This is a genomic window from Enterococcus sp. S86.2, assembly GCF_059834485.2.
Genome location: NZ_CM206813.1, coordinates 2,087,449 through 2,105,948, shown reverse-complemented (window position 1 = coordinate 2,105,948; position 18,500 = coordinate 2,087,449). Strand labels below are relative to the sequence as shown.

The 18,500-nt window shown below is 36.6% G+C and carries 16 protein-coding genes and 1 tRNA gene; 13 read left to right on the top strand and 4 right to left on the bottom strand.

Annotation, left to right across the window (positions count from 1 at the left end; genetic code table 11):
- Window positions 1–164: 164 nt before the first annotated feature.
- The gene (locus tag AC6R0T_RS09970) at window positions 165–2,528 is read left to right on the top strand and encodes a glycoside hydrolase family 2 TIM barrel-domain containing protein (protein ID WP_303754576.1); all 2,364 of its coding nucleotides are present in this window, start codon (window positions 165–167) and stop codon (window positions 2,526–2,528) included.
- A 44-nt stretch (window positions 2,529–2,572) separates the two neighbouring features.
- Here AC6R0T_RS09970 and AC6R0T_RS09965 read toward each other — a convergent pair whose 3' ends face one another.
- Together AC6R0T_RS09965 and AC6R0T_RS09960 are read right to left on the bottom strand one after the other, a co-directional pair.
- Entirely contained in the window at window positions 2,573–2,785 is a 213-nt protein-coding gene (locus AC6R0T_RS09965) for a hypothetical protein (RefSeq protein WP_526159318.1), read from the bottom strand.
- Window positions 2,786–3,033: 248 nt separating this feature from the next.
- Window positions 3,034–4,179, bottom strand: a complete 1,146-nt coding sequence (locus AC6R0T_RS09960) for a PucR family transcriptional regulator (RefSeq protein ID WP_303754578.1) — start codon at window positions 4,177–4,179, stop codon at window positions 3,034–3,036.
- A gap of 367 nt (window positions 4,180–4,546) precedes the next feature.
- On the opposite strand from AC6R0T_RS09960, the gene citC reads away from it, so the two are divergent.
- The 5 genes from citC (at window position 4,547) to citF (ending at window position 9,119) form a co-directional block, all read left to right on the top strand.
- Complete coding sequence (gene citC, locus AC6R0T_RS09955; protein WP_206902462.1) at window positions 4,547–5,602, top strand: [citrate (pro-3S)-lyase] ligase; 1,056 nt, start codon at window positions 4,547–4,549, stop codon at window positions 5,600–5,602.
- Window positions 5,603–5,614: 12 nt separating this feature from the next.
- Window positions 5,615–6,157, top strand: coding sequence for a citrate lyase holo-[acyl-carrier protein] synthase (gene citX, locus AC6R0T_RS09950; RefSeq protein WP_303754579.1), 543 nt, complete (start codon window positions 5,615–5,617; stop codon window positions 6,155–6,157).
- 222 nt (window positions 6,158–6,379) lie between these two features.
- Window positions 6,380–6,679, top strand: a complete 300-nt coding sequence (gene citD, locus AC6R0T_RS09945) for a citrate lyase acyl carrier protein (protein ID WP_206902464.1) — start codon at window positions 6,380–6,382, stop codon at window positions 6,677–6,679.
- Window positions 6,658–7,572 carry an aldolase/citrate lyase family protein gene (locus tag AC6R0T_RS09940; RefSeq protein ID WP_303754580.1) on the top strand — a complete coding sequence of 305 codons (915 nt, stop codon included), beginning with the start codon at window positions 6,658–6,660 and terminating at the stop codon, window positions 7,570–7,572. Before citD ends, AC6R0T_RS09940 begins: the two co-directional genes overlap by 22 nt.
- Entirely contained in the window at window positions 7,569–9,119 is a 1,551-nt protein-coding gene (gene citF, locus AC6R0T_RS09935) for a citrate lyase subunit alpha (RefSeq protein WP_206902466.1), read from the top strand. The genes AC6R0T_RS09940 and citF overlap by 4 nt, the downstream gene beginning before the upstream one ends.
- A gap of 416 nt (window positions 9,120–9,535) precedes the next feature.
- Here the strand turns inward: citF and AC6R0T_RS09930 are convergent.
- Window positions 9,536–9,608: transfer RNA gene (locus AC6R0T_RS09930), tRNA-Lys, on the bottom strand.
- A 598-nt stretch (window positions 9,609–10,206) separates the two neighbouring features.
- Between AC6R0T_RS09930 and AC6R0T_RS09925 the strand changes: the two genes are divergently transcribed.
- From AC6R0T_RS09925 to AC6R0T_RS09895, 7 genes are all read left to right on the top strand, one after another.
- Window positions 10,207–10,779, top strand: a complete 573-nt coding sequence (locus tag AC6R0T_RS09925; RefSeq protein ID WP_303754581.1) for a DUF1836 domain-containing protein — start codon at window positions 10,207–10,209, stop codon at window positions 10,777–10,779.
- A complete protein-coding gene (locus tag AC6R0T_RS09920) occupies window positions 10,772–11,629 on the top strand; it encodes a DegV family protein (protein ID WP_303754582.1) in 858 nt (285 codons plus the stop codon). The genes AC6R0T_RS09925 and AC6R0T_RS09920 overlap by 8 nt, the downstream gene beginning before the upstream one ends.
- Window positions 11,630–11,834: 205 nt before the next feature.
- Window positions 11,835–12,539, top strand: coding sequence for a cell wall metabolism response regulator VicR (gene vicR / locus AC6R0T_RS09915; RefSeq protein WP_206902469.1), 705 nt, complete (start codon window positions 11,835–11,837; stop codon window positions 12,537–12,539).
- A 4-nt stretch (window positions 12,540–12,543) separates the two neighbouring features.
- On the top strand, window positions 12,544–14,382 hold the full coding sequence (gene walK / locus AC6R0T_RS09910) for a cell wall metabolism sensor histidine kinase WalK (protein WP_206902470.1): 1,839 nt from the start codon (window positions 12,544–12,546) through the stop codon (window positions 14,380–14,382).
- A complete protein-coding gene (locus tag AC6R0T_RS09905) occupies window positions 14,379–15,704 on the top strand; it encodes a YycH family regulatory protein (protein WP_230709371.1) in 1,326 nt (441 codons plus the stop codon). Before walK ends, AC6R0T_RS09905 begins: the two co-directional genes overlap by 4 nt.
- Window positions 15,705–16,574: a two-component system regulatory protein YycI gene (locus AC6R0T_RS09900; protein WP_303754583.1), complete on the top strand. Its 870-nt coding sequence runs from the start codon at window positions 15,705–15,707 to the stop codon at window positions 16,572–16,574.
- A gap of 82 nt (window positions 16,575–16,656) precedes the next feature.
- A complete protein-coding gene (locus AC6R0T_RS09895) occupies window positions 16,657–17,460 on the top strand; it encodes an MBL fold metallo-hydrolase (protein WP_303754584.1) in 804 nt (267 codons plus the stop codon).
- A gap of 361 nt (window positions 17,461–17,821) precedes the next feature.
- Here AC6R0T_RS09895 and AC6R0T_RS09890 read toward each other — a convergent pair whose 3' ends face one another.
- Complete coding sequence (locus tag AC6R0T_RS09890; protein ID WP_282462205.1) at window positions 17,822–18,460, bottom strand: NAD(P)-dependent oxidoreductase; 639 nt, start codon at window positions 18,458–18,460, stop codon at window positions 17,822–17,824.
- Between the last annotated feature and the right edge of the window lie 40 nt (window positions 18,461–18,500).

Below are 18,500 nucleotides of genomic sequence, written 5' to 3'. Positions count from 1 at the left end.
ATTTCTTCTTAGTTCGGGTAGAACGAAAAAATGGTTCTACCCTTTTTTCAAACAGACAAATCTAATTAAAAACAATGGCTGCCTAGTTGAAGAAATTATCTTTTGGATAAACAATGTAAAGTTGAAAAGTTTAGGAGTCTTTTGAACAATGGAGGAAAATACGAATGGAAAAATATCCCATTAATGATTGGCGTTTTTATTTAGGTGATAATGAAATCGCGTGGCAAAAAGATTTTAACGACGAAAACTGGCAAAATGTAACGGTGCCTCATGATTGGAGTATTACACAAGATTTTACGAAGGAAGCTTCTAGTGGAACAGGATATTTGCCAGGGGGGATTGGTTGGTATCGGGCTCATGTTGATGCTAAAGAACTTGGTGAATTAAAAGATAGAATTCTTCAATTGCGTTTTGATGGTGTTTATAAAAATTGCCAGGTTTGGGTTAATGGCTATCATATGGGAAGTTGGGCATCTGGCTACAGCTCTTTTCAGTTTGACTTAACAGAAATTTTAAGCTACAACACGAATGATGAAATTGTTGTTGCCGTTAGGGTTGATCACACGGATATAGCAGATTCTCGTTGGTATAACGGTACTGGAATTTCTCGTCCGGTAGCAATCGTCAGCTCCAATCCAGTTATGGTGGATCGATATGGCGTCACTTTTGAAACGACATCCTTAAATGATACTATTGCTAGTGTTAAAACAAAAACAGCTGTAACCAATTTAAGTGGAGTAAAAAATACGGCAACTGTGAAGCAAACATTAACAGATGCTATTGGAAATACTGTGACAATTGGAGAAAGCCAAATTACGCTAGAAGACAACGAAATTTACGAAGTTCAATTTGAAGCAGCAGTGAAAGAGGCAAAGCTATGGCGTCCACAAACACCGAATCTTTACACGCTTGCAACAACGATTATTAGTGACGGTAAAGAAAATAGCTACGAAGAAAAAGTCGGTATTCGTACATTCGAATTTACTGCGGATAACGGCTTTATTTTAAATAATAAAGATAACGTAAAACTAAAAGGGGTTTGTCTGCATGAAGATGCCGGTTGTTTTGGTACAGCTGTTCCCAAAGCAGTCTGGCTGCGTCGCTTGTTAAAATTAAAAGAAGCTGGTTGCAATGCGATTCGGATGGCCCATAATCCACATTCCCAAATTTTGTACGATTTATGTGATGAATTAGGCTTTTTTGTTTTTGATGAAGCATTTGACGAATGGGAAAACCCAAAAAATAAATGGTGGCAAGGACATAATGTTTATCCGCCAAAATACGAAGGCTATGCCAAGGACTTTCCAGTGTGGCATAAAAAAGATTTAGTGGACATGGTATTGCGTAATAAAAACCATCCCTCAATTATTGCTTGGAGTATTGGCAATGAAATTGATTATCCCAATGATCCCTATGCCAATGATTTATTCAATGAAATGGAAGGCAATAATGACGCCAATAAACCAGCTGAAGAGCGGATTTACAATCCAAATCGTCCGGATACGCGTCGTTTAACAACGATTGCCAAACAGTTGAGTGAAATCGTCCACAAAGAAGATGCAACAAGACCAACGACACTGGCTGCAGCCTTTCCAGAATTATCCTATCAAACGGGCTTAGTAGATAGTGTAGATGTCATTGGTTATAACTATAAAGAACACTTGTATGAAGAACATCACCGTCTTTTTCCGAACAAGCCTTTTATTGGTAGTGAAAATCGTCACAGCTATCAAAATTGGTTAGCGGTAAAAGATAATGATTATATCGCTGGCCAATTTTTATGGACGGGAATTGATTATTTAGGAGAATCTCGTGGCGTTTGGCCCAAACATGGGACTTATCGTGGCTTATTAGATATGTGTGGATATGAAACCATGATGTTTTATAAACGTAAAAGCTGGTGGTCAAAAGAATTAACCGCCCGTCTTTTTACGCGTCCTGCTAAAGAAAAATCAGAGGATCCATGGGAAGCTGTTTATCGCAAATGGAATTACAGTGAAGGCGAACAAGTTGAAATTCGCCTCTACACGAATGCTGACAGTTTTGAATTGAAGGTGAACGAGGAAAGAATTGCTTTAACTTTTGATGAAGTAGAGGGTTACTATTCGACTATTGTTCCATTTGTAGCGGGCCCATTAATTTTGACAGCGCAAAAAGATGGAGAGGTAATTACCGATACTCTAAAAGCCGTAGGTCAAGGGCAACGATTAACAGCCAATTTGTGGCAAGTGCCAACGGCTTTTAAAACGCTTTTGCCACAAGATGAAGTAATCCAACAAATTGAATTATCTATCGTCGACAAAGAGGAAAATCTAACCGCTACCAATCAAGTTATTCACTTTGAAGGCGAAAACTGCGAGTTTTTAGGCTTTGAAAATGGGGACATGGATGATATTACCAATTATGGTGAAAAATATAGAAGAACACGCAATGGTCGCGCTATTTGCTATGTGAAAACAAAAGTAGCCATGGAAGCAAAAGCAATGTTTTCTGTCGCTGGATTTCACGATTTGATCATTACGTTATAGCACTGTTAGATAGTGGTTTTTAAAAGCGATTTTTACTCGCGCTTTTAAAAATCACTTTTTTTGGTTCTATAGTATTTTGTGCTGTCATTCAAGATGAGTACTAAAGGATTTACGCGAAAACGATTGATGGTTCGGTAACTGGATTGATAGCTTTGCGTAAGCCACATCATGCGGAGAATATCTTTGGTTAACACGTCAATCTTACGACCGAAAAAGACGGATTGTGTATAGGCGCATAAAATCATTATTGTCATCATTTTTGGATGGTAAGTGAGAAAATGATTCTCTAGAATACTCTCAATGAGCTCATTTATGACAAACGCAATATCATTTTTTCTAACCAAAAACTAAAATTTAGAGGAAGAATAATCTGATTTGTGACATAATCTTTAAACATAAGAACACTTAGCTAGTTTATTTGTTTTAGAGGACTTATGTCCCAGACTCTCTATATTTGTAGACGAATAAATTTACATAAGAACCAAAAAAAGGTGCAAGTATTCCTTTAGTTTGATTTTATTTGGCTTCTATTCGGTTCATTTAAATTCCTATATAAACAAATCTGAATGAATAAAAAAGCACTATCGTAGGGTAGAAATAAGTCCCTATTCACTAGATCGGATAATTTTTTGATTCGATAATAGACAGTGTTTTTATGAATAAACAAATCTTTTGACGTCATTTTAGTATCCATATTGTTTTTAAAAAAATGAATAAAAGTTTCGATTAATTCATGATTAGATTTAAATATTTCTGTCAAAATAGTGTTATCTTTCTGAATAAAAAAATATTGATCCTCAGTACTAACGTTAGATAGCAGGAGTTCAATTTGGTTTTTATCAACTGAAAGAAGTGGGATATCAAGGTTCCTGCGAGCATGATTCTCATGTAATTCGATTACTTTTTTAAACTCGGATCTATAGCTTTCCAAAGATGTACATGGACGACTGACAATGAATTGAGAACCTAAAGCAAGTACATCCATAATTTCTTTTCGAATAGTTAAAAGCTCTTCATCGAAGGTATCATTTTCTTTTTTAAAAAGAACAAATTTATCATCATAAAGATAGACTGCATATTCCGCGTAACTTGAAATGTGATTTTTAAGAATTTTTTGAACAGTGTCTAACTTTTCTTGAACCTCTATTTTATTTGAACTGTTTCGGACAACTTTTTTAAAATGAGTAATATCTACGAGGACTAGGCGACGACTTACAGCATAATCAAAATGCAAAAGATTTGCTCGTTCCACTAAATTACTAAAAAGGTCACTGGAGTCCCGTAAAAGTAATTCTGTAAGAAAGTCATTTAGCATATCAATACTGCCAACGTAGGAATTATCGTTTACGAAGTTTAGGCTGGTTTCTAAAGTTCTTTTTAAAGAGCTAGCAAAATCTTGATAGAACACACTATCATCTTCCTTATTTTTTTTGAAACGTAAAATAAAACTGATTTCTTTTTGAATTTCAATAGGAAGATATACATTTTGTTGAAGTTCAACTATATCAGGAATTAGTGCTTTTGAAATAGTTGAATCTAGCTCGTTTGTAAAATAATTCTTCCCATTTAGATCAAACATTTCAACTTTATAAATTGTGATGTCAGACAAAAATTTCTTTGTAAAAAGTAAATTTAGTTTTGAAATCTGCATTGTTTTCCTCCCATTTTGTTTTCCTATCCAAAAAATCAGTAATATGGCAAATGATTTATGTATATCCAGACATAGATGAAAAGCTTTAGTTTAATTACACTTAAGGGAAATAATGAGTGGACGATTTCATTATAACTTAGGTACATCTTATTTGAGAAGACCAAACTATAAGCAGAGATATTTTAAATTACACATCATTTTTAGTGAAGAAATTGCAAGTACAAAAAAATAAAAGAGAGAGTTTTAATGGCTGTGTTCTTTTAACAAGCTAAAGCTTTTTTAGCTAGGAGAAATGTGCGATGCTACGCTGTTGTTGTTCAAAAGAGAGAAGTTTTTATCGCTATAAACCAGTAAGGAGATATCTTCAATGAGTGAATATGTTGTAACAAAAATTTTTCCTAAAAATAGAAAGAAAAATGAACAAGTTATTCGGCTGTTAGAAAAGGAGAATATTCGCAGAGATAAAAACCTGGAGTATACTTGTGGCATTTTTGACGAGGATAACAATTTGATTGCTACAGGAAGTTGTTTTGGAAATACGTTGAGATGTTTAGCTGTAGCTAGCAAGCACCAAGGTGAGGGGCTGATGAATTTGATTGTTACTCACTTAGTGAACTATCAGTTTAAACGTGGTATTTTTCACCTATTTATTTATACAAAAGCGGGACGAGAAGATATATTTAAAACTTTGGGATTTTATGAGATCGTTACAGTTGATGACCACCTTGTATTTTTAGAAAATAGAAAAAATGGTTTTGAAAATTATTTAAATAGTTTACACACCAATGTTGCATTTGATTTAAATCAAGGTAAAAACTCGGCAATTATCATGAATGCTAATCCATTTTCCTTAGGACATCAATATTTAGTTGAGGAAGCTGCCAAAAAAAGTGATCTGGTTCATCTTTTCGTTGTAAGTGAGGATAGTAGTATCTTCCCGTTTTCAATCAGAAAAAGATTAATTGAAGAGGGAACAGCTCATCTTAAAAATGTTGTGCTACATCCAACCGGGCCATATATGATTAGTAATGCAACCTTTCCAAGTTATTTTCAGAAAGATGAAACTTCGGTTATTGAAGGGCACGCATTACTTGATATAAAGATATTTCAAAAAATTGCGGAAAGATTAGCTATAAATTGCCGCTATGCAGGAGAAGAGCCGTTTAGTTTGGTAACAGGTATTTATAATAATGTGATGAATCATGAGCTAAGAAAAGTCGGAATTGAATTTATTGAACTAAAGCGGAAAGAAGTCAATGCAAAAATAATCAGCGCTTCTAAGATTAGGCAGGCACTAAAGGCAAATGATTTAAAAACCGTCAAAGATCTGGTGCCTGAAACTACATTTAATTATCTGGTTAGTGAGGAAGCTTTACCGATTATCGAGAAAATAAAGATGACTTCTGATGTAGTTCACTATTGAGGTGGTTAGTTTATGGCATTTAATTTTTTTGCTAGCGGTTTAAAGATAACTATGGAAGATATGTTGGAGGCAAGAGAAAAAAGGGCAATGCTCCAAAGTGAGATACTGCATGAGTATCCTGAAAATGCACTAATTTGCTTTACTTTGAATATACCTGGACCGGTAAAAAATATTCCTATAATAGAGCAAGTTTTTGAGATTATTTACGAAGAGCTAAAGAGAAGTGTTGTTAAAGGACAGTCATGTTTGACGAAGTCTTATAATCGAAAAACAGGACTAGAATTATTTATCTCTTTGCCAGGTGATCCAAACGAAATAAAGAAAAAGATGATCGAGATTGAGAATACTCATATTTTTGGTAGAATTGCAGATCTGGATGTATTGTATGCTACTGAGAACCAGATTGTAGTTACAAGTCGCAAAAATTATGGTATTGCTCCAAGAAAATGTTATTTGTGTGGAAATAATGCAAAAATTTGCGGGAGAAGTAAGAAACATTCAATTGATGAAATTCAGGAAGCCATTTCAAGAATAGCCTCAACTTTGATTAAGTAGTGAACTAGCATTTACATTAGTGAATGCTAGTTTTTTTGCCTAATGTAGGCTTTAATCTGATTTTTTCTATGCAGGAGCTTTTGGAGAACCCAAATTATATTACAGTACAAAAAAATGATAGATATGCCTTGTTTTATTGTGATTTGAAACATGGGTTTCACATTTAGTTAAAGATAAACTTAGTATGTAAAAAGAAAAATGGTTTGTGAGAGGAGAATTTCAATGAAGCTTAAGCACAGTGCTGTAGCTGGTAGCTATGAATCTAGTGATGTTTACGTAGTAATTGAGCCTGCTGAGAGCGGACTTAACATAGACATCGAAAGTAGTGTAATGAGCCAGTATGGAAAACAAATTAGAACAACAGTTGAAAGCGTTTTAATGCGATTGGGAATTGAACAAGCAAATGTAATAGTTAACGATAAAGGTGCTCTTGATTGTACAATTAAAGCGAGAGTTGAAACAGCTGTTTTACGTGCATGTGAAGTAAAAAAAGATATTGCATGGGGGGAAACAATCCTATGATCAAGAACAGAATTAGAAGAACGATGATTTTTCTAAACATGCAAAGAGCTTCCTTAGTAAAGGATGCCTTTGTGTATAAACCAGATTGCGTGATCTTTGATTTGGAAGACGCAGTAGCAGAAAGTGAGAAAGATTCGGCTCGCATTCAACTTTATCATACTCTTGCAGAATTGGATTATCAAGGAATTGAAAGATGGGTTAGGATAAATGCACTAGATTCTGATCTTTTTGAAGAAGATATCCGAGCAGCTGTTGCTGGTGGAGCCGAAGGTATCCGGTTACCTAAAACGGAAAAAGCTGAAGATGTTCAATTGGTAGAAAATTTGGTTGAAGCTGCTGAAAAGGAATTTGGAAGAGAAGTTGGTTCTACGATGCTAATGGCCGCTTTGGAATCACCTTTGGCAATTATCAATGCATACGAGATTGCAGGTAGTAGTAAAAGACTTATGGGAATTGCGTTAAGTGCAGGAGACTTCACACGAACGATGCACTCCAAAAGAACGAATGAAGGCAATGAATTATTTTATGCAAGAAGTCAGATGTTGGTAGCTGCGCGAGCGGCAGGCGTGATGGCTTTTGATACTGTTTATACAGATGTAAACGATATGGATGGTTTTGCAAATGAAGTACAAATGATTGCGGATATGGGCTTTGATGGAAAATCGTGTATCAGTCCAAAACAAATTAGTGTTGCCCATGAAATCTTTAACCCGACTCAAAAAGAAATTGATCATGCAATTCATGTGATTGAAGCTGTCAAAGAGAGTGAAGATCAAGGGATTGGAGTCTTAGTTGTTGATGGTAAGATGGTTGATATCGCTTGGGTTGAAGGCGCTCAAAGAGTATTAAATCTTGCCAAAGCTTCAGGACAGTATAAGGGGGATCTAGTATGAAAAATGTATTAGGAAGAGAGATTCCAGAAGAATTACTCGTCGAAGGACAAGAAGTATTTCAGGGACAATATTATCGTGATGGTTATGTTTATACGAAAAGTGCGCCAACTGTTACTGCACATGTAAAACCGACTGGAGACAAAATTGTCGAAAATATAAGAGAGGCTATTGTAAAAAGTGGCCTAAAGGATGGAATGACAATTTCGTTTCATCACCATCTTAGAGATGGTGACTATATTGTAAATATGGTAATGAAAGAAATCCATAAGCTGGGTATCAAGGATCTATTTGTTTGTGCTTCAAGTTTGGGTAAAGCGCATAATTACTTGGTTCCGTGTATAGAAGACGGAACGGTGACTGGTATTTCTACTAGTGGAATTCGTGACGAGATTGGAGAAGCTGTATCAGCTGGGAAGCTAAAAAATCTCGCATATATAAGAACTCACGGAGGCAGAGCTCGTGCAATTGAAGATGGTACTGTAAAAATTGACGTTGCATTTTTAGGAGCGCCAACAAGTGATTCTTATGGTAATGCAAGCGGTAAAGGTGGAAAATCAGACTGTGGTGTTCTATCATACGTTGACGGCGATGCGAAATATGCTGATAAAGTTGTAATTATTACGGATACTTTGGTTGAAACGCCAAACTTTCCAGCTAGTATTCAAGGTGTTGATGTAGACTTTGTTGTTCTTGTAGATTCGATTGGTGACCCTTCTAAAATTGCCTCTGGAGTCTTACGATTGACAAAAGATACGCGTGAATTGAATATGGCAGAAACTGTTGCTAAATGTATGTATCATTCCGGCTATTTCAAAAATGGTTTTACTTTCCAGACTGGTGCAGGTGGACCTTCTTTAGCAACGACGGTATTTTTGAAAAAGTACATGGATCAAGAAAATATTAAGTGTCGGTGGGCTATGGGCGGAATCACTGAACCAATTGTAAACCTGTTTAAAGAAGGTTACATCAATAAAGTAATTAATGATCAAGCTTTTGATCTTGCGGCGGTAGCTTCTGTGCATACTGATCCTAATCACTTTGAAATTTCTGCTTCACAATATGCAAATCCGTTCAATAAAGGCGCTTTTGTAAATCAACTTGACTTCGTAATATTAGGTGCATTAGAGATAGATGTCGATTACAATGTCAATGTCGTCCAAGGAACAACCGGTATTTTACAAGGGGCTCCAGGAGGCCACACAGATACATCAGCGGGAGCCAAAGTTTCAATTATTGTTGCACCTTTAATCAGAAGCCGTTTAGCAACAGTGAGAACGGAAGTAACCTCAGTCACGACCCCAGGTGAAAGTATTGATATTGTGGTAACTGATTATGGTGTAGCAGTCAATCCTAAACGACAAGACTTGCTTGATGCTTTTAAGGAAACAGACATTCCTTTAAAAACTATTGAAGAACTTCGTGATCTGGCCTATCAATATGCAGGAGAACCAGAAAAAATTGAATTTGAAGACAAAGTTGTCGCGATGATTGAATATCGTGATGGAACAATTATTGACGTAGTTAGAAAGCCGAAACAATTGAACTAGGTTTCGACTAATTATTTTGTTTCTATAAATCATAGACCAGAAAACCATAGCATAGTGAAAGCAACTAAAGCTGGCCCAAAAATAGATAGTTTAAAAATTGTTATTCAAGTTACACTTGGTGATAGTGAGTCAGTAAGTGGGAATATTTTGATCATATGACTTCGAACTGATAAATACCAAAAGGGATATCTCTCTAGGGAATTTGTTGTCTAATGTTCTATTAAACAGTGAGCAGCCCCCAACTCTTAATTTGAGAATGGGGCTGTTTTTTGTTGTTATTTTTTTATGAAATTAAAAAATTTAGAATTTCGTACCCAAATTCCATACCTAAGACAAAAAAATACCACCGCATACAATCTCTTCGAAACGTCTAAAAGACGCCGAGATCATACCGGTGGCGTGGGTTTGGCACCCAATGGGCCGTGAGGGGCTCGAACCCGCGACCCGCTGATTAAGAGTCAGCTGCTCTACCAACTGAGCTAACGGCCCAAAAATACTTTAAGAAAAGTACTTTTTTATGTTAGCACTCTGATTTTGAAAATGCAAGAATAAAGAGGAAAATATTTTTGCTTTGGTTAATTTATCGCAAGAAAAATTTTACAGAGGTGCAAAACTTCATTCACACTTTTTTCACACTTTCTCGTTACTATACAAGAGTACCAACAATAACCTGTCTTTTTAAGACAAACCCTAACACTTTTTCATTTTTACTCCTGCCTGTCGGTTCCCCGCCGACAGGTCTTTTTTTTACTTTAAAAATTTAGTGTAGCTATCTTTTTAGCCATCAGCCTCTTGAGCTAACTTTTTTGGTTTTCTGCTGGAAAGAAAAACAAGTTTTAGAAAGCCTTTCTTCCTGCCACACTTTATAAACGCGCTTTACTAGCACGAAGTAAAAAATTTTAATTTGAGTTGCAATTTTGCAATATTTTGCTCTTACTATCTAAAAGCTGTGGAAATTTATGCAAACTTTCTAGGGGCTACTTCTAAAATTTTCCTTTAGTTAGCTAGTCTTGTTTCGTAGAATGTGTTATATTCTATCTAGTTTTTAAAACTACTTTATATAATTATCATAAATTTATTTGGAGTAATGAAAATGAATGATACTTTTCAAAATGAAACTTTAAAAAAATGGGGCGAAGCAATTAGTGAGTTCCATTTACCACGTTGGGACCAATTACCTGACTTGGAATTATATATGGATCAAGTGATTCAATTAGTTGATCAATATTTATCCCCTGTGACAACAGGCGACAAGCATCCGCTTTTGACAAAGTCAATGGTAAACAATTACGTCAAATTAGGCTTGATTCCACCGCCAGTTAAAAAACGTTATACCAGAACCCATGTGGCGTTTTTACTTGCTATTACCACATTGAAGCAAGTTTTAACGATTTCCGAAATAAAAGAAGCAATTGTTTTTCAAGGACGTACCGATGGCATTCGTGAGGCCTATAACTTTTTTTGTCGTGAGCAAGAAAGTGCGCTTCATTTAATCGCCCGCCAAGCGCAAGGTGAAGGGATAACTTACCCCAATGAACCTATCCCTTTTGCTTATTTGGCAGCCCGAACGGCGACAATTGCCTTTGCCAATAAAATTCTAGCCGCAAAAGTTATTAGTTGTGAGATTGATTATTTACGACAAGGAGAAAATAATGACTAAAGAAAAAATTGCCTTACTAGTAGACTCTGGAACAGACGTACCACAAGAAATTGTTGCCGCAAATCATATGTACACGATTCCTTTAAAAATTATTTATAAAGATCGGGAATACACCGATAAAGTAGATATCACCCCAGAAGAGATTTATGCCAAGTTAAGTCAGGAAATTCCTTCTACTTCATTACCTGATGGCGATACGATTAATAAAATTTTTGATCAAATCAAAGCTGATGGGTTTACCCATGTCTTAGCGATTACGATTTCTGGTGGTTTGAGCGGGACAAATAATGCTGTTCGTCTTTTAGGCGAGCATTATGAAGGTTTAACTACTTATGCATTTGACACGAAAAATATTGGTATTGGGGCTGGCCTGCAAGCGATTCGAGCAGCAGAACTATTGCAATCAGGAGTATCCTTTACCGAATTAATCGCCCAATTGGAAAAAGAAGTGTTGCAAAACAAAGTTTACTTCAATGTGGCAACTTTAGAATATTTGCAAAAAGGCGGCCGGATTGGTTTAGTCGCATCGATTTTAGGCAATGCATTAAAATTAAATCCGATAATTTCATGCAATGATGAAGGAATTTATTATACCGTTGCCAAAGCCAGAGGGCGCAAAAAAAGTTTGGAAAAATCAGTGCGTTTGATTTCTGAAGCAATCGGGAATCATCAAAAAGTCCGATTAGCAGTTGCTCATGGTGATGCAAAAGAAGAGGCTGAAATGATGTTGACGCACTTAAAAAAAGAATTTCCCCAAGTCAAAGAATTTTTCTTTGGGCAAATTTCCCCAGCGTTGGTTGTCCATACTGGTCCTGGATTATTAGGTTTTGGGATTCAAGCATTAGACTAATCAAAAAAATAATGAAGGAAGCTTAACAAGTGAAGAATCAAAGTCAGAAAAAAGGTGTGTTATTTGACTTAATTCTTACTCTTTTGTTAAGCTTTTTCTTTTCAAAAGGCTGCTAGAGCAGGAAATTTTCCATTTAATGAAATGCCTGTCAAAATGAGTTATAATAATAGAGACAAATTTAAGAAGCATAAAGAGGTGTCTTCTAATGAAGAAAATATTAGTTGTTGACGATGAAAAACCAATTTCAGATATCGTCAAATTCAATTTAACTAAAGAAGGTTATGAGGTACACACTGCTTTTGATGGGGAAGAAGCCCTAGAAAAAGTGAAAGAAGTCGAGCCAGATTTGATTTTATTGGATTTAATGTTACCAAAAATTGACGGGCTAGAAGTGGCCCGGGAAGTGCGCAAAAACTATGATATGCCAATCATCATGGTAACAGCCAAGGACTCTGAAATCGATAAAGTTTTAGGACTGGAATTGGGCGCAGATGATTATGTAACCAAACCGTTTTCAAACCGTGAATTAGTTGCTCGGGTTAAAGCCAACTTGCGTCGTGGTTCTACTGCGGCAAAAGAAGCTGAAGAAGCGCCAAACTCCGAACTTGTCATTGGAGATTTGACCATTCAACCAGAAGCCTACATGGTTATGAAAAATGGTGAGGCGATTGAGCTGACCCATAGAGAATTTGAATTGTTACATTATTTGGCAAAGCATTTAGGTCAAGTAATGACCAGAGAACACTTATTACAAACCGTTTGGGGTTATGATTATTTTGGCGACGTCAGAACCGTTGACGTAACAGTTCGTCGTCTGCGGGAAAAAATTGAAGATAATCCAAGCCATCCTAATTATTTGGTGACACGAAGAGGCGTAGGCTATTATTTACGCAATCCGGAACAGGAGTAATGGAATGAATAAAAAAGTTCGCTTTTTTCAATCAGTGAACTTTAAAATCGCCCTGGCATTTATCTTGATCTTAATTATTTCGATCGAGATTATCGGGGCGTATTTTATTCGCGGATTGGAAAATAAAACGATCGAAAGTTTTACCACGAGTATGAACCGACAAGCTGCCAGTTTATCCGGCACGCTTGGCTCAGAATTGAGTAAAGACAATGATAAAGAGACCGATGAAGCGGATGCTTCTATTCAGCGGATTATTGACACGAATAAAAGCGGCGATATTATTGAAATTCGAGTTGTGGATGAAAAAGGCATTGTGAGAGCGACTACCAATGTTTCTGATCGTAGTGCCCGCGGCAAAAAAAATGATTATCGCGATATTGATGATTTAGCCGTAAAATCTGAGATGGCCATTGATGATACAACAGGAAATCGAGTTTACATTAATGTACAACCAATTCAATCTCCTACAGGGGATAGCATTATCGGAGCTGTTTACATTAAGAGTGATATTGAAAAACAATACTTAGAAATTCAAAATACGGCTCTGATTTTTGTTACTGCTTCGATTATCGCGGCGGCCATTTCAATAATCGTGGCGGTATTGGTTTCCCGCTCGATCACACAACCGATTGGAGAAATGCGAGAACAAGCAAGGCGAATAGCCAGAGGAGATTATAGTCGTAAGGTGGCTGTTCATGGTAAAGATGAGTTAGGGCAATTGGCTGAAACATTTAATCAACTGGGAGATCGGATCGAAGAAACGCAAGAAGCGATGGAAGCAGAGCGAAATCGGCTAGATAGTGTCTTGTCGCATATGACAGATGGTGTTGTCGCCACCGATCGAAGAGGAAAAGTCATTACGATTAATGAAATGGCAATCAACCTTTTAAATGTCACCAGTGAAGAAGCAGTGGGACATTCGATTTTAGAACTACTAGATATTGAAGAAGATTATACCCTGCGAAAACTTTTGGAAAATCCTGATGAAATGTTAATTTCTCGTGAAGCACCAGATGGCAGTGAAATTATTTTGCGGACGGACTTCTCCATGATTCGGCGTGAATCGGGCTTTATTAGTGGTTTAGTAGCCGTTATGCACGATGTAACCGAACAGGAAAAAACAGAGCAAGAACGCCGGGAGTTTGTATCAAATGTATCCCATGAATTACGGACACCTTTGACCAGTATGCGTAGTTACATTGAAGCCTTGAGTGAAGGTGCTTGGCAAGACAAAGAAATTGCACCAAATTTCTTAAAAGTAACGCTAGATGAAACCGACCGTATGATTCGCATGATCAACGATCTTTTGAATTTATCGCGGATGGATAATGGTAAAAATAATATGCAACTAGAATATATTAATTTTAATGAACTAGTGAATTTTGTTTTGGATCGTTTTGATATGATGATGAATTCCCAGGATCAAAAGAAAAAATATACAATTCGGCGAGAATTTACCAAACGGGAATTGTGGGTTGAAGTGGATACCGATAAAATGATGCAAGTGATTGATAATATCATGAATAACGCCATCAAGTATTCACCAGACGGCGGCACGATTACTGTTCGTTTGATGGAAACGCATAATAACATCGTCTTGAGCGTTCAAGACAGAGGATTAGGTATTCCAAAAAAAGATTTGCAAAAAGTATTTGATCGTTTTTATCGCGTCGATAAGGCGCGAGCACGAAAACAAGGTGGTACAGGCCTAGGCTTAGCAATTTCAAAAGAAGTAATTAAGTCCCATGGTGGTAGTATTTGGGCTGAAAGTAAAGAAGGCAAAGGCTCTACTTTCTTTATTACATTACCTTATGAACCATATGAGGGGGAATGGTGGGAATGAAAATATCCGAACGTATTATTCGTATCGGTTTGATTTTTTTAATCGCATTAAGTTTTTATCTTTCTTATATGATTTGGTTGAGCCCGACTGCGCGCAGTAATTTGCAAACCAATAAGCAAGCAGAACGGATTGTCAGTACGACCCAGAATATCCGAAAAGCAACCGACATTTTTTTACCGCTACGTTTGGTATGGGTCAATGGTGAAGGCAATATTAAGCAGACATCTACAGACACAATTATTGGGGATGTTCAAAATCTAGTGAATAAAGCTAGTTTTGGTACCCCTGAGAAAAAAAACTATGACAGCGATGAAGAATTTTTTGCTGATGTCGATATTAAAAATGGCGTTGAACTTTCATATTTTGGCCCATTTTTAGTGAAGGAATATGTTGAAATGTTTAATCTGGACTTAGCATTAGATAAATTGCAAGATGTTCATTTTACTAAGGTGCAGCTTGACTTTGACAGTCATCAAATTCGCTTTATTAATATGCGCCGTCATCAAATTGTCGAGGTGCCAGTAACCATTGATGAGCTGAAGATTACGCAAATTGCAAGCCAAGCCGCAGAAAAAAATTGGCTGCAAATGAATGAAGAAAATCGCATCAGTAGTATGCAATACAATACGCAAACGCCAGTCAAATTGAAGCGTTATAGCTATATTGCTTCTAATTTATCTTATACAACATTCCGGGATGCATTTTTCACAAATCCCCAAGATGTAAAAATGAATGAAGAAACTAGCAACCTTGTTTTATATGATGGCACTGAAAATATGAGTATTCAAGAAGACAAGCAGCTCATTGATTTTCGTGGAGAGATTGACTTAAGTGGTGGTGAGGGCGATATCTATTCCCAAAGCTTCAGTTATATCACACGCCTTGGTGCTAATTTGGGAAATTTACGTTATTTTGATCGCGACAAAGATGAAATTACTTACCGGATTTTCGTGGAAGGCTATCCTGTGTTTGGGGATGCTTATCAAGGGGAAGTTAATTTAAAAATAAACGGGGAAAGTAAAACAGATAACGGTGCTTTGCCGGTCCAAATTCTCTCAAGTATGAATGCAATCCAAGTACCGATTCCTTCTGATGAGGTCGTGGAATTACCGCCAAGTCATACAATTATTGAAAACCTGGCTTATATGGGGGTCGATCAAAGTTTGGTTCAATCGCTTGTGATTGCTTATGGTCGCCAAGATCTATCTGCCACTAGTGGTGTTGTAGATTTAGTCCCGATGTGGTATATCCGCTATGATGGTCAGTGGTATTCTTATGATAGTTTAATTGCTAAAATCCAGCAGGAAACGGGGGCGGATTAATTGGATTTTAAAAAAATCGAATGGATCTTCTTCTTAGCTTTTCTGGGTGTGAATATCTTTTTATTTAATATTTATCACGCTACTAAAAATGAAGAAGGTAACGTTTCTAGTACGAATCAAAAAATTGATATCTTACAGCGTTTGGAAGCAGACGAGATTAGTATCAAAGGCAACCTTTCTTCAGAAATAAAAGAAGGATATTATTTGGCTGCGGTACCAACAAATATGAATGAAGCTGTCAATACTGCTAAGGAAAAAAACGGTGCAGCCTTCAACAGCGGGACAAACTTTGTTGGAGAAAATCACAGTCAATTCATTTATACGCCGAGTACGAATTTTTATATTAAAGATAGTAAAGAAACCAAAGAGAATGTGGATTCTTTTTTGAAGGATTCAAATGAAGTTTTATTTGGACAAGAATACATGTATGTCCCCCATGAGTCGTTAACAGATCCAGAATATCCAGAAATTATTTGTGCCCAAAGCTTTGAAGGTATTCCTTTTTATGATGACACAAGTAAAATGGAAATTATCTTAGAAGAAAATGACGGTCTACTGCGTGTTTCTCGTTATATGCAAACCCATCTGTCTGCAATTGAAAAACTACGGGAAAAGATGGGCTTATACAGTGAAAAAGATGCTGTCAATACGCTTTACATCAATAACAAACTACCAGCAAAATCCAAAATTTTGTGGCGCCAGCTGTCTTATGTGATGATTTTACAAGTTCGAGGTAAAAATGTTTATGTGCCTGCCTGGTTAGTAGCTGTGGAAACTGGTAAAAATAATGTTCAAATTGAAACAGTGAACGCCTTTACAAATCGTATTATTACAAATAATACGTTGCAAAAGGTGGAAAATACCAATTAAGGTATGTATAATAAAAATCGTTTAGAAGGTGAGGTTGTAAATTTCAATCACGCTTTAGTTTAGTTGAAGGGAAGTCTAGCAGATGGCAGAAGCTGCTTTAAAAATTAGTGTGTTAGCCAGTGGTAGTTCTGGTAATTCTTTATATATTGAAAGCGGAAAAAAACGACTGCTAGTTGATGCCGGTCTTTCTGGCAAAAAAATTACATCTTTATTAGCAGAAGTAGGTAAAGATCCAGCGGACTTAGATGCAATACTAGTTACCCATGAACATCGCGATCACATTCATGGTGTGGGAGTATTGGCTAGAAAATATGGTCTGGATGTTTACGCCAATGAAGGAACTTGGCAAGCAATGGATGGTATGCTAGGTAAAATTGATGTCGCGCAAAAGCATATTTTTGAAATGGGGAAGGTTCTAACCTTTGGGGATATGGACGTTGAAAGTTTTGGCGTTTCTCACGATGCAGCGGCACCGCAATTTTATCGTTTTCACAAAGACGGCAAATCTTTTGTAATGTTGACAGATACTGGTTATTGCAGTGATCATGTTCGTGGGATTATTCGCGATGCAGATGCATATTTAGTGGAAAGTAACCACGATTTGGAAATGTTGCGGATGGGACCTTATCCTTGGAGTTTAAAACAACGAATTTTAGGGGATCAAGGCCATTTGTCAAATGAAGATGGTGCACTGGTTATGACAGATATCATCGGAGATAGCACGAAGAGAATTTACTTGGGGCATTTAAGTAAAGAAAACAATATGAAAGAGCTCGCCCATTTAACGATGAAAAATATTTTGAAAGAACATGATTTAGGTGTGGATTATAACTTTAAAATTTACGATACAGACCCAGATCAAGCCAGTGAATTGTTTGCAATTTAAGTATTGATATGAAAAAAGTCGTGAATAAACGACAGTTATATGTAAAAAAGCGGGGACAAAAATTTTGTCTCCGCTTTTTTATTGCTAAAGAGTAGATCAAGTTTATGAAGCTTTTTAAGGGTCTAGCTTCATGAACTAACTCTTAGCGACAATAAGTCAAAATCTTGAGAAATTTGAAGAGCAATTTATCAAGATTCTATCTTATTGCTAAAGAGTAGATCAAGTTCATGCCGCTTTTTTTGGGGTCTAGCTTCATGGGCTGACGCTTTTAGGAATAAGGCGATATTTTCAAAAATTTGCGGAATGATTTCTAAAATTTCCGCGGAAATTTTTGAGAGCAAAGGGCGTTAGCGAAGTTTTTTTAATAATTTGTACTATCGCCAGCAATACTGATGTGAATATTTTTTTGTGGCTGTTTGATTAAATCCATAACACCCTTCGCATAATCCGCCATGCTGACTTCACTTTTTCCAGCACTATCTTTTTCCAAGATATCTTCGTTGATTTGGTATTTACCAGTAAAAGGGGCATCATAGATAAAGTTTGCGGCAGGTGATACATAAGTCCAAACAACATCAGGAAATTCTTTTAACTCAGCCAATGATTGGGCCATATTTGACGCCGTTGGATGAATGGGAGAGCTGGCTGGAATGGTATCTAGCAAGCGTTTTGTTCGCTCTGTATTCAAATACAAAGAAGAAGCGCCGCCGACTACAATTAACCAGACAGATGTTTTCCGCAAAATTTTAGCTAAATGAAGCAAGCTTGTTTTATGCATTTCTTCTCGTCCGTGGGGTGCGTTAAAAGCATCAATCACAATATCAAAATCAGAGAGATCAGCAGTTGTTAAATCAAAAAGATCTTTTTTTAGCACGGGCACAGCTACTTGCAATTTTTCAGGGCTACGAACGATCGCTGTAACATCATAATGATCGTCTAATGCCGCTTTTAGTAGATGACTGCCGACATGACCTGTGGCTCCAATAATTCCAATTTTCATCAAAACGCCTCCTTAAAAATAAAAAAAACACTACATCCTT

Coding starts and splice junctions, on each gene's coding strand:
- citX (WP_303754579.1), top strand. CDS start 5,615: ATGGCATTTAATTTTTTTGCTAGCGGTTTAAAGATAACTATGGAAGAT.
- AC6R0T_RS09895 (WP_303754584.1), top strand. CDS start 16,657: ATGGCAGAAGCTGCTTTAAAAATTAGTGTGTTAGCCAGTGGTAGTTCT.
- AC6R0T_RS09965 (WP_526159318.1), bottom strand. CDS start 2,785: ATGATGACAATAATGATTTTATGCGCCTATACACAATCCGTCTTTTTC.
- citD (WP_206902464.1), top strand. CDS start 6,380: ATGAAGCTTAAGCACAGTGCTGTAGCTGGTAGCTATGAATCTAGTGAT.
- citF (WP_206902466.1), top strand. CDS start 7,569: ATGAAAAATGTATTAGGAAGAGAGATTCCAGAAGAATTACTCGTCGAA.
- vicR (WP_206902469.1), top strand. CDS start 11,835: ATGAAGAAAATATTAGTTGTTGACGATGAAAAACCAATTTCAGATATC.
- AC6R0T_RS09925 (WP_303754581.1), top strand. CDS start 10,207: ATGAAAATGAATGATACTTTTCAAAATGAAACTTTAAAAAAATGGGGC.
- AC6R0T_RS09890 (WP_282462205.1), bottom strand. CDS start 18,460: ATGAAAATTGGAATTATTGGAGCCACAGGTCATGTCGGCAGTCATCTA.
- AC6R0T_RS09920 (WP_303754582.1), top strand. CDS start 10,772: ATGACTAAAGAAAAAATTGCCTTACTAGTAGACTCTGGAACAGACGTA.
- AC6R0T_RS09905 (WP_230709371.1), top strand. CDS start 14,379: ATGAAAATATCCGAACGTATTATTCGTATCGGTTTGATTTTTTTAATC.
- walK (WP_206902470.1), top strand. CDS start 12,544: ATGAATAAAAAAGTTCGCTTTTTTCAATCAGTGAACTTTAAAATCGCC.
- citC (WP_206902462.1), top strand. CDS start 4,547: ATGAGTGAATATGTTGTAACAAAAATTTTTCCTAAAAATAGAAAGAAA.
- AC6R0T_RS09970 (WP_303754576.1), top strand. CDS start 165: ATGGAAAAATATCCCATTAATGATTGGCGTTTTTATTTAGGTGATAAT.
- AC6R0T_RS09940 (WP_303754580.1), top strand. CDS start 6,658: ATGGGGGGAAACAATCCTATGATCAAGAACAGAATTAGAAGAACGATG.
- AC6R0T_RS09960 (WP_303754578.1), bottom strand. CDS start 4,179: ATGCAGATTTCAAAACTAAATTTACTTTTTACAAAGAAATTTTTGTCT.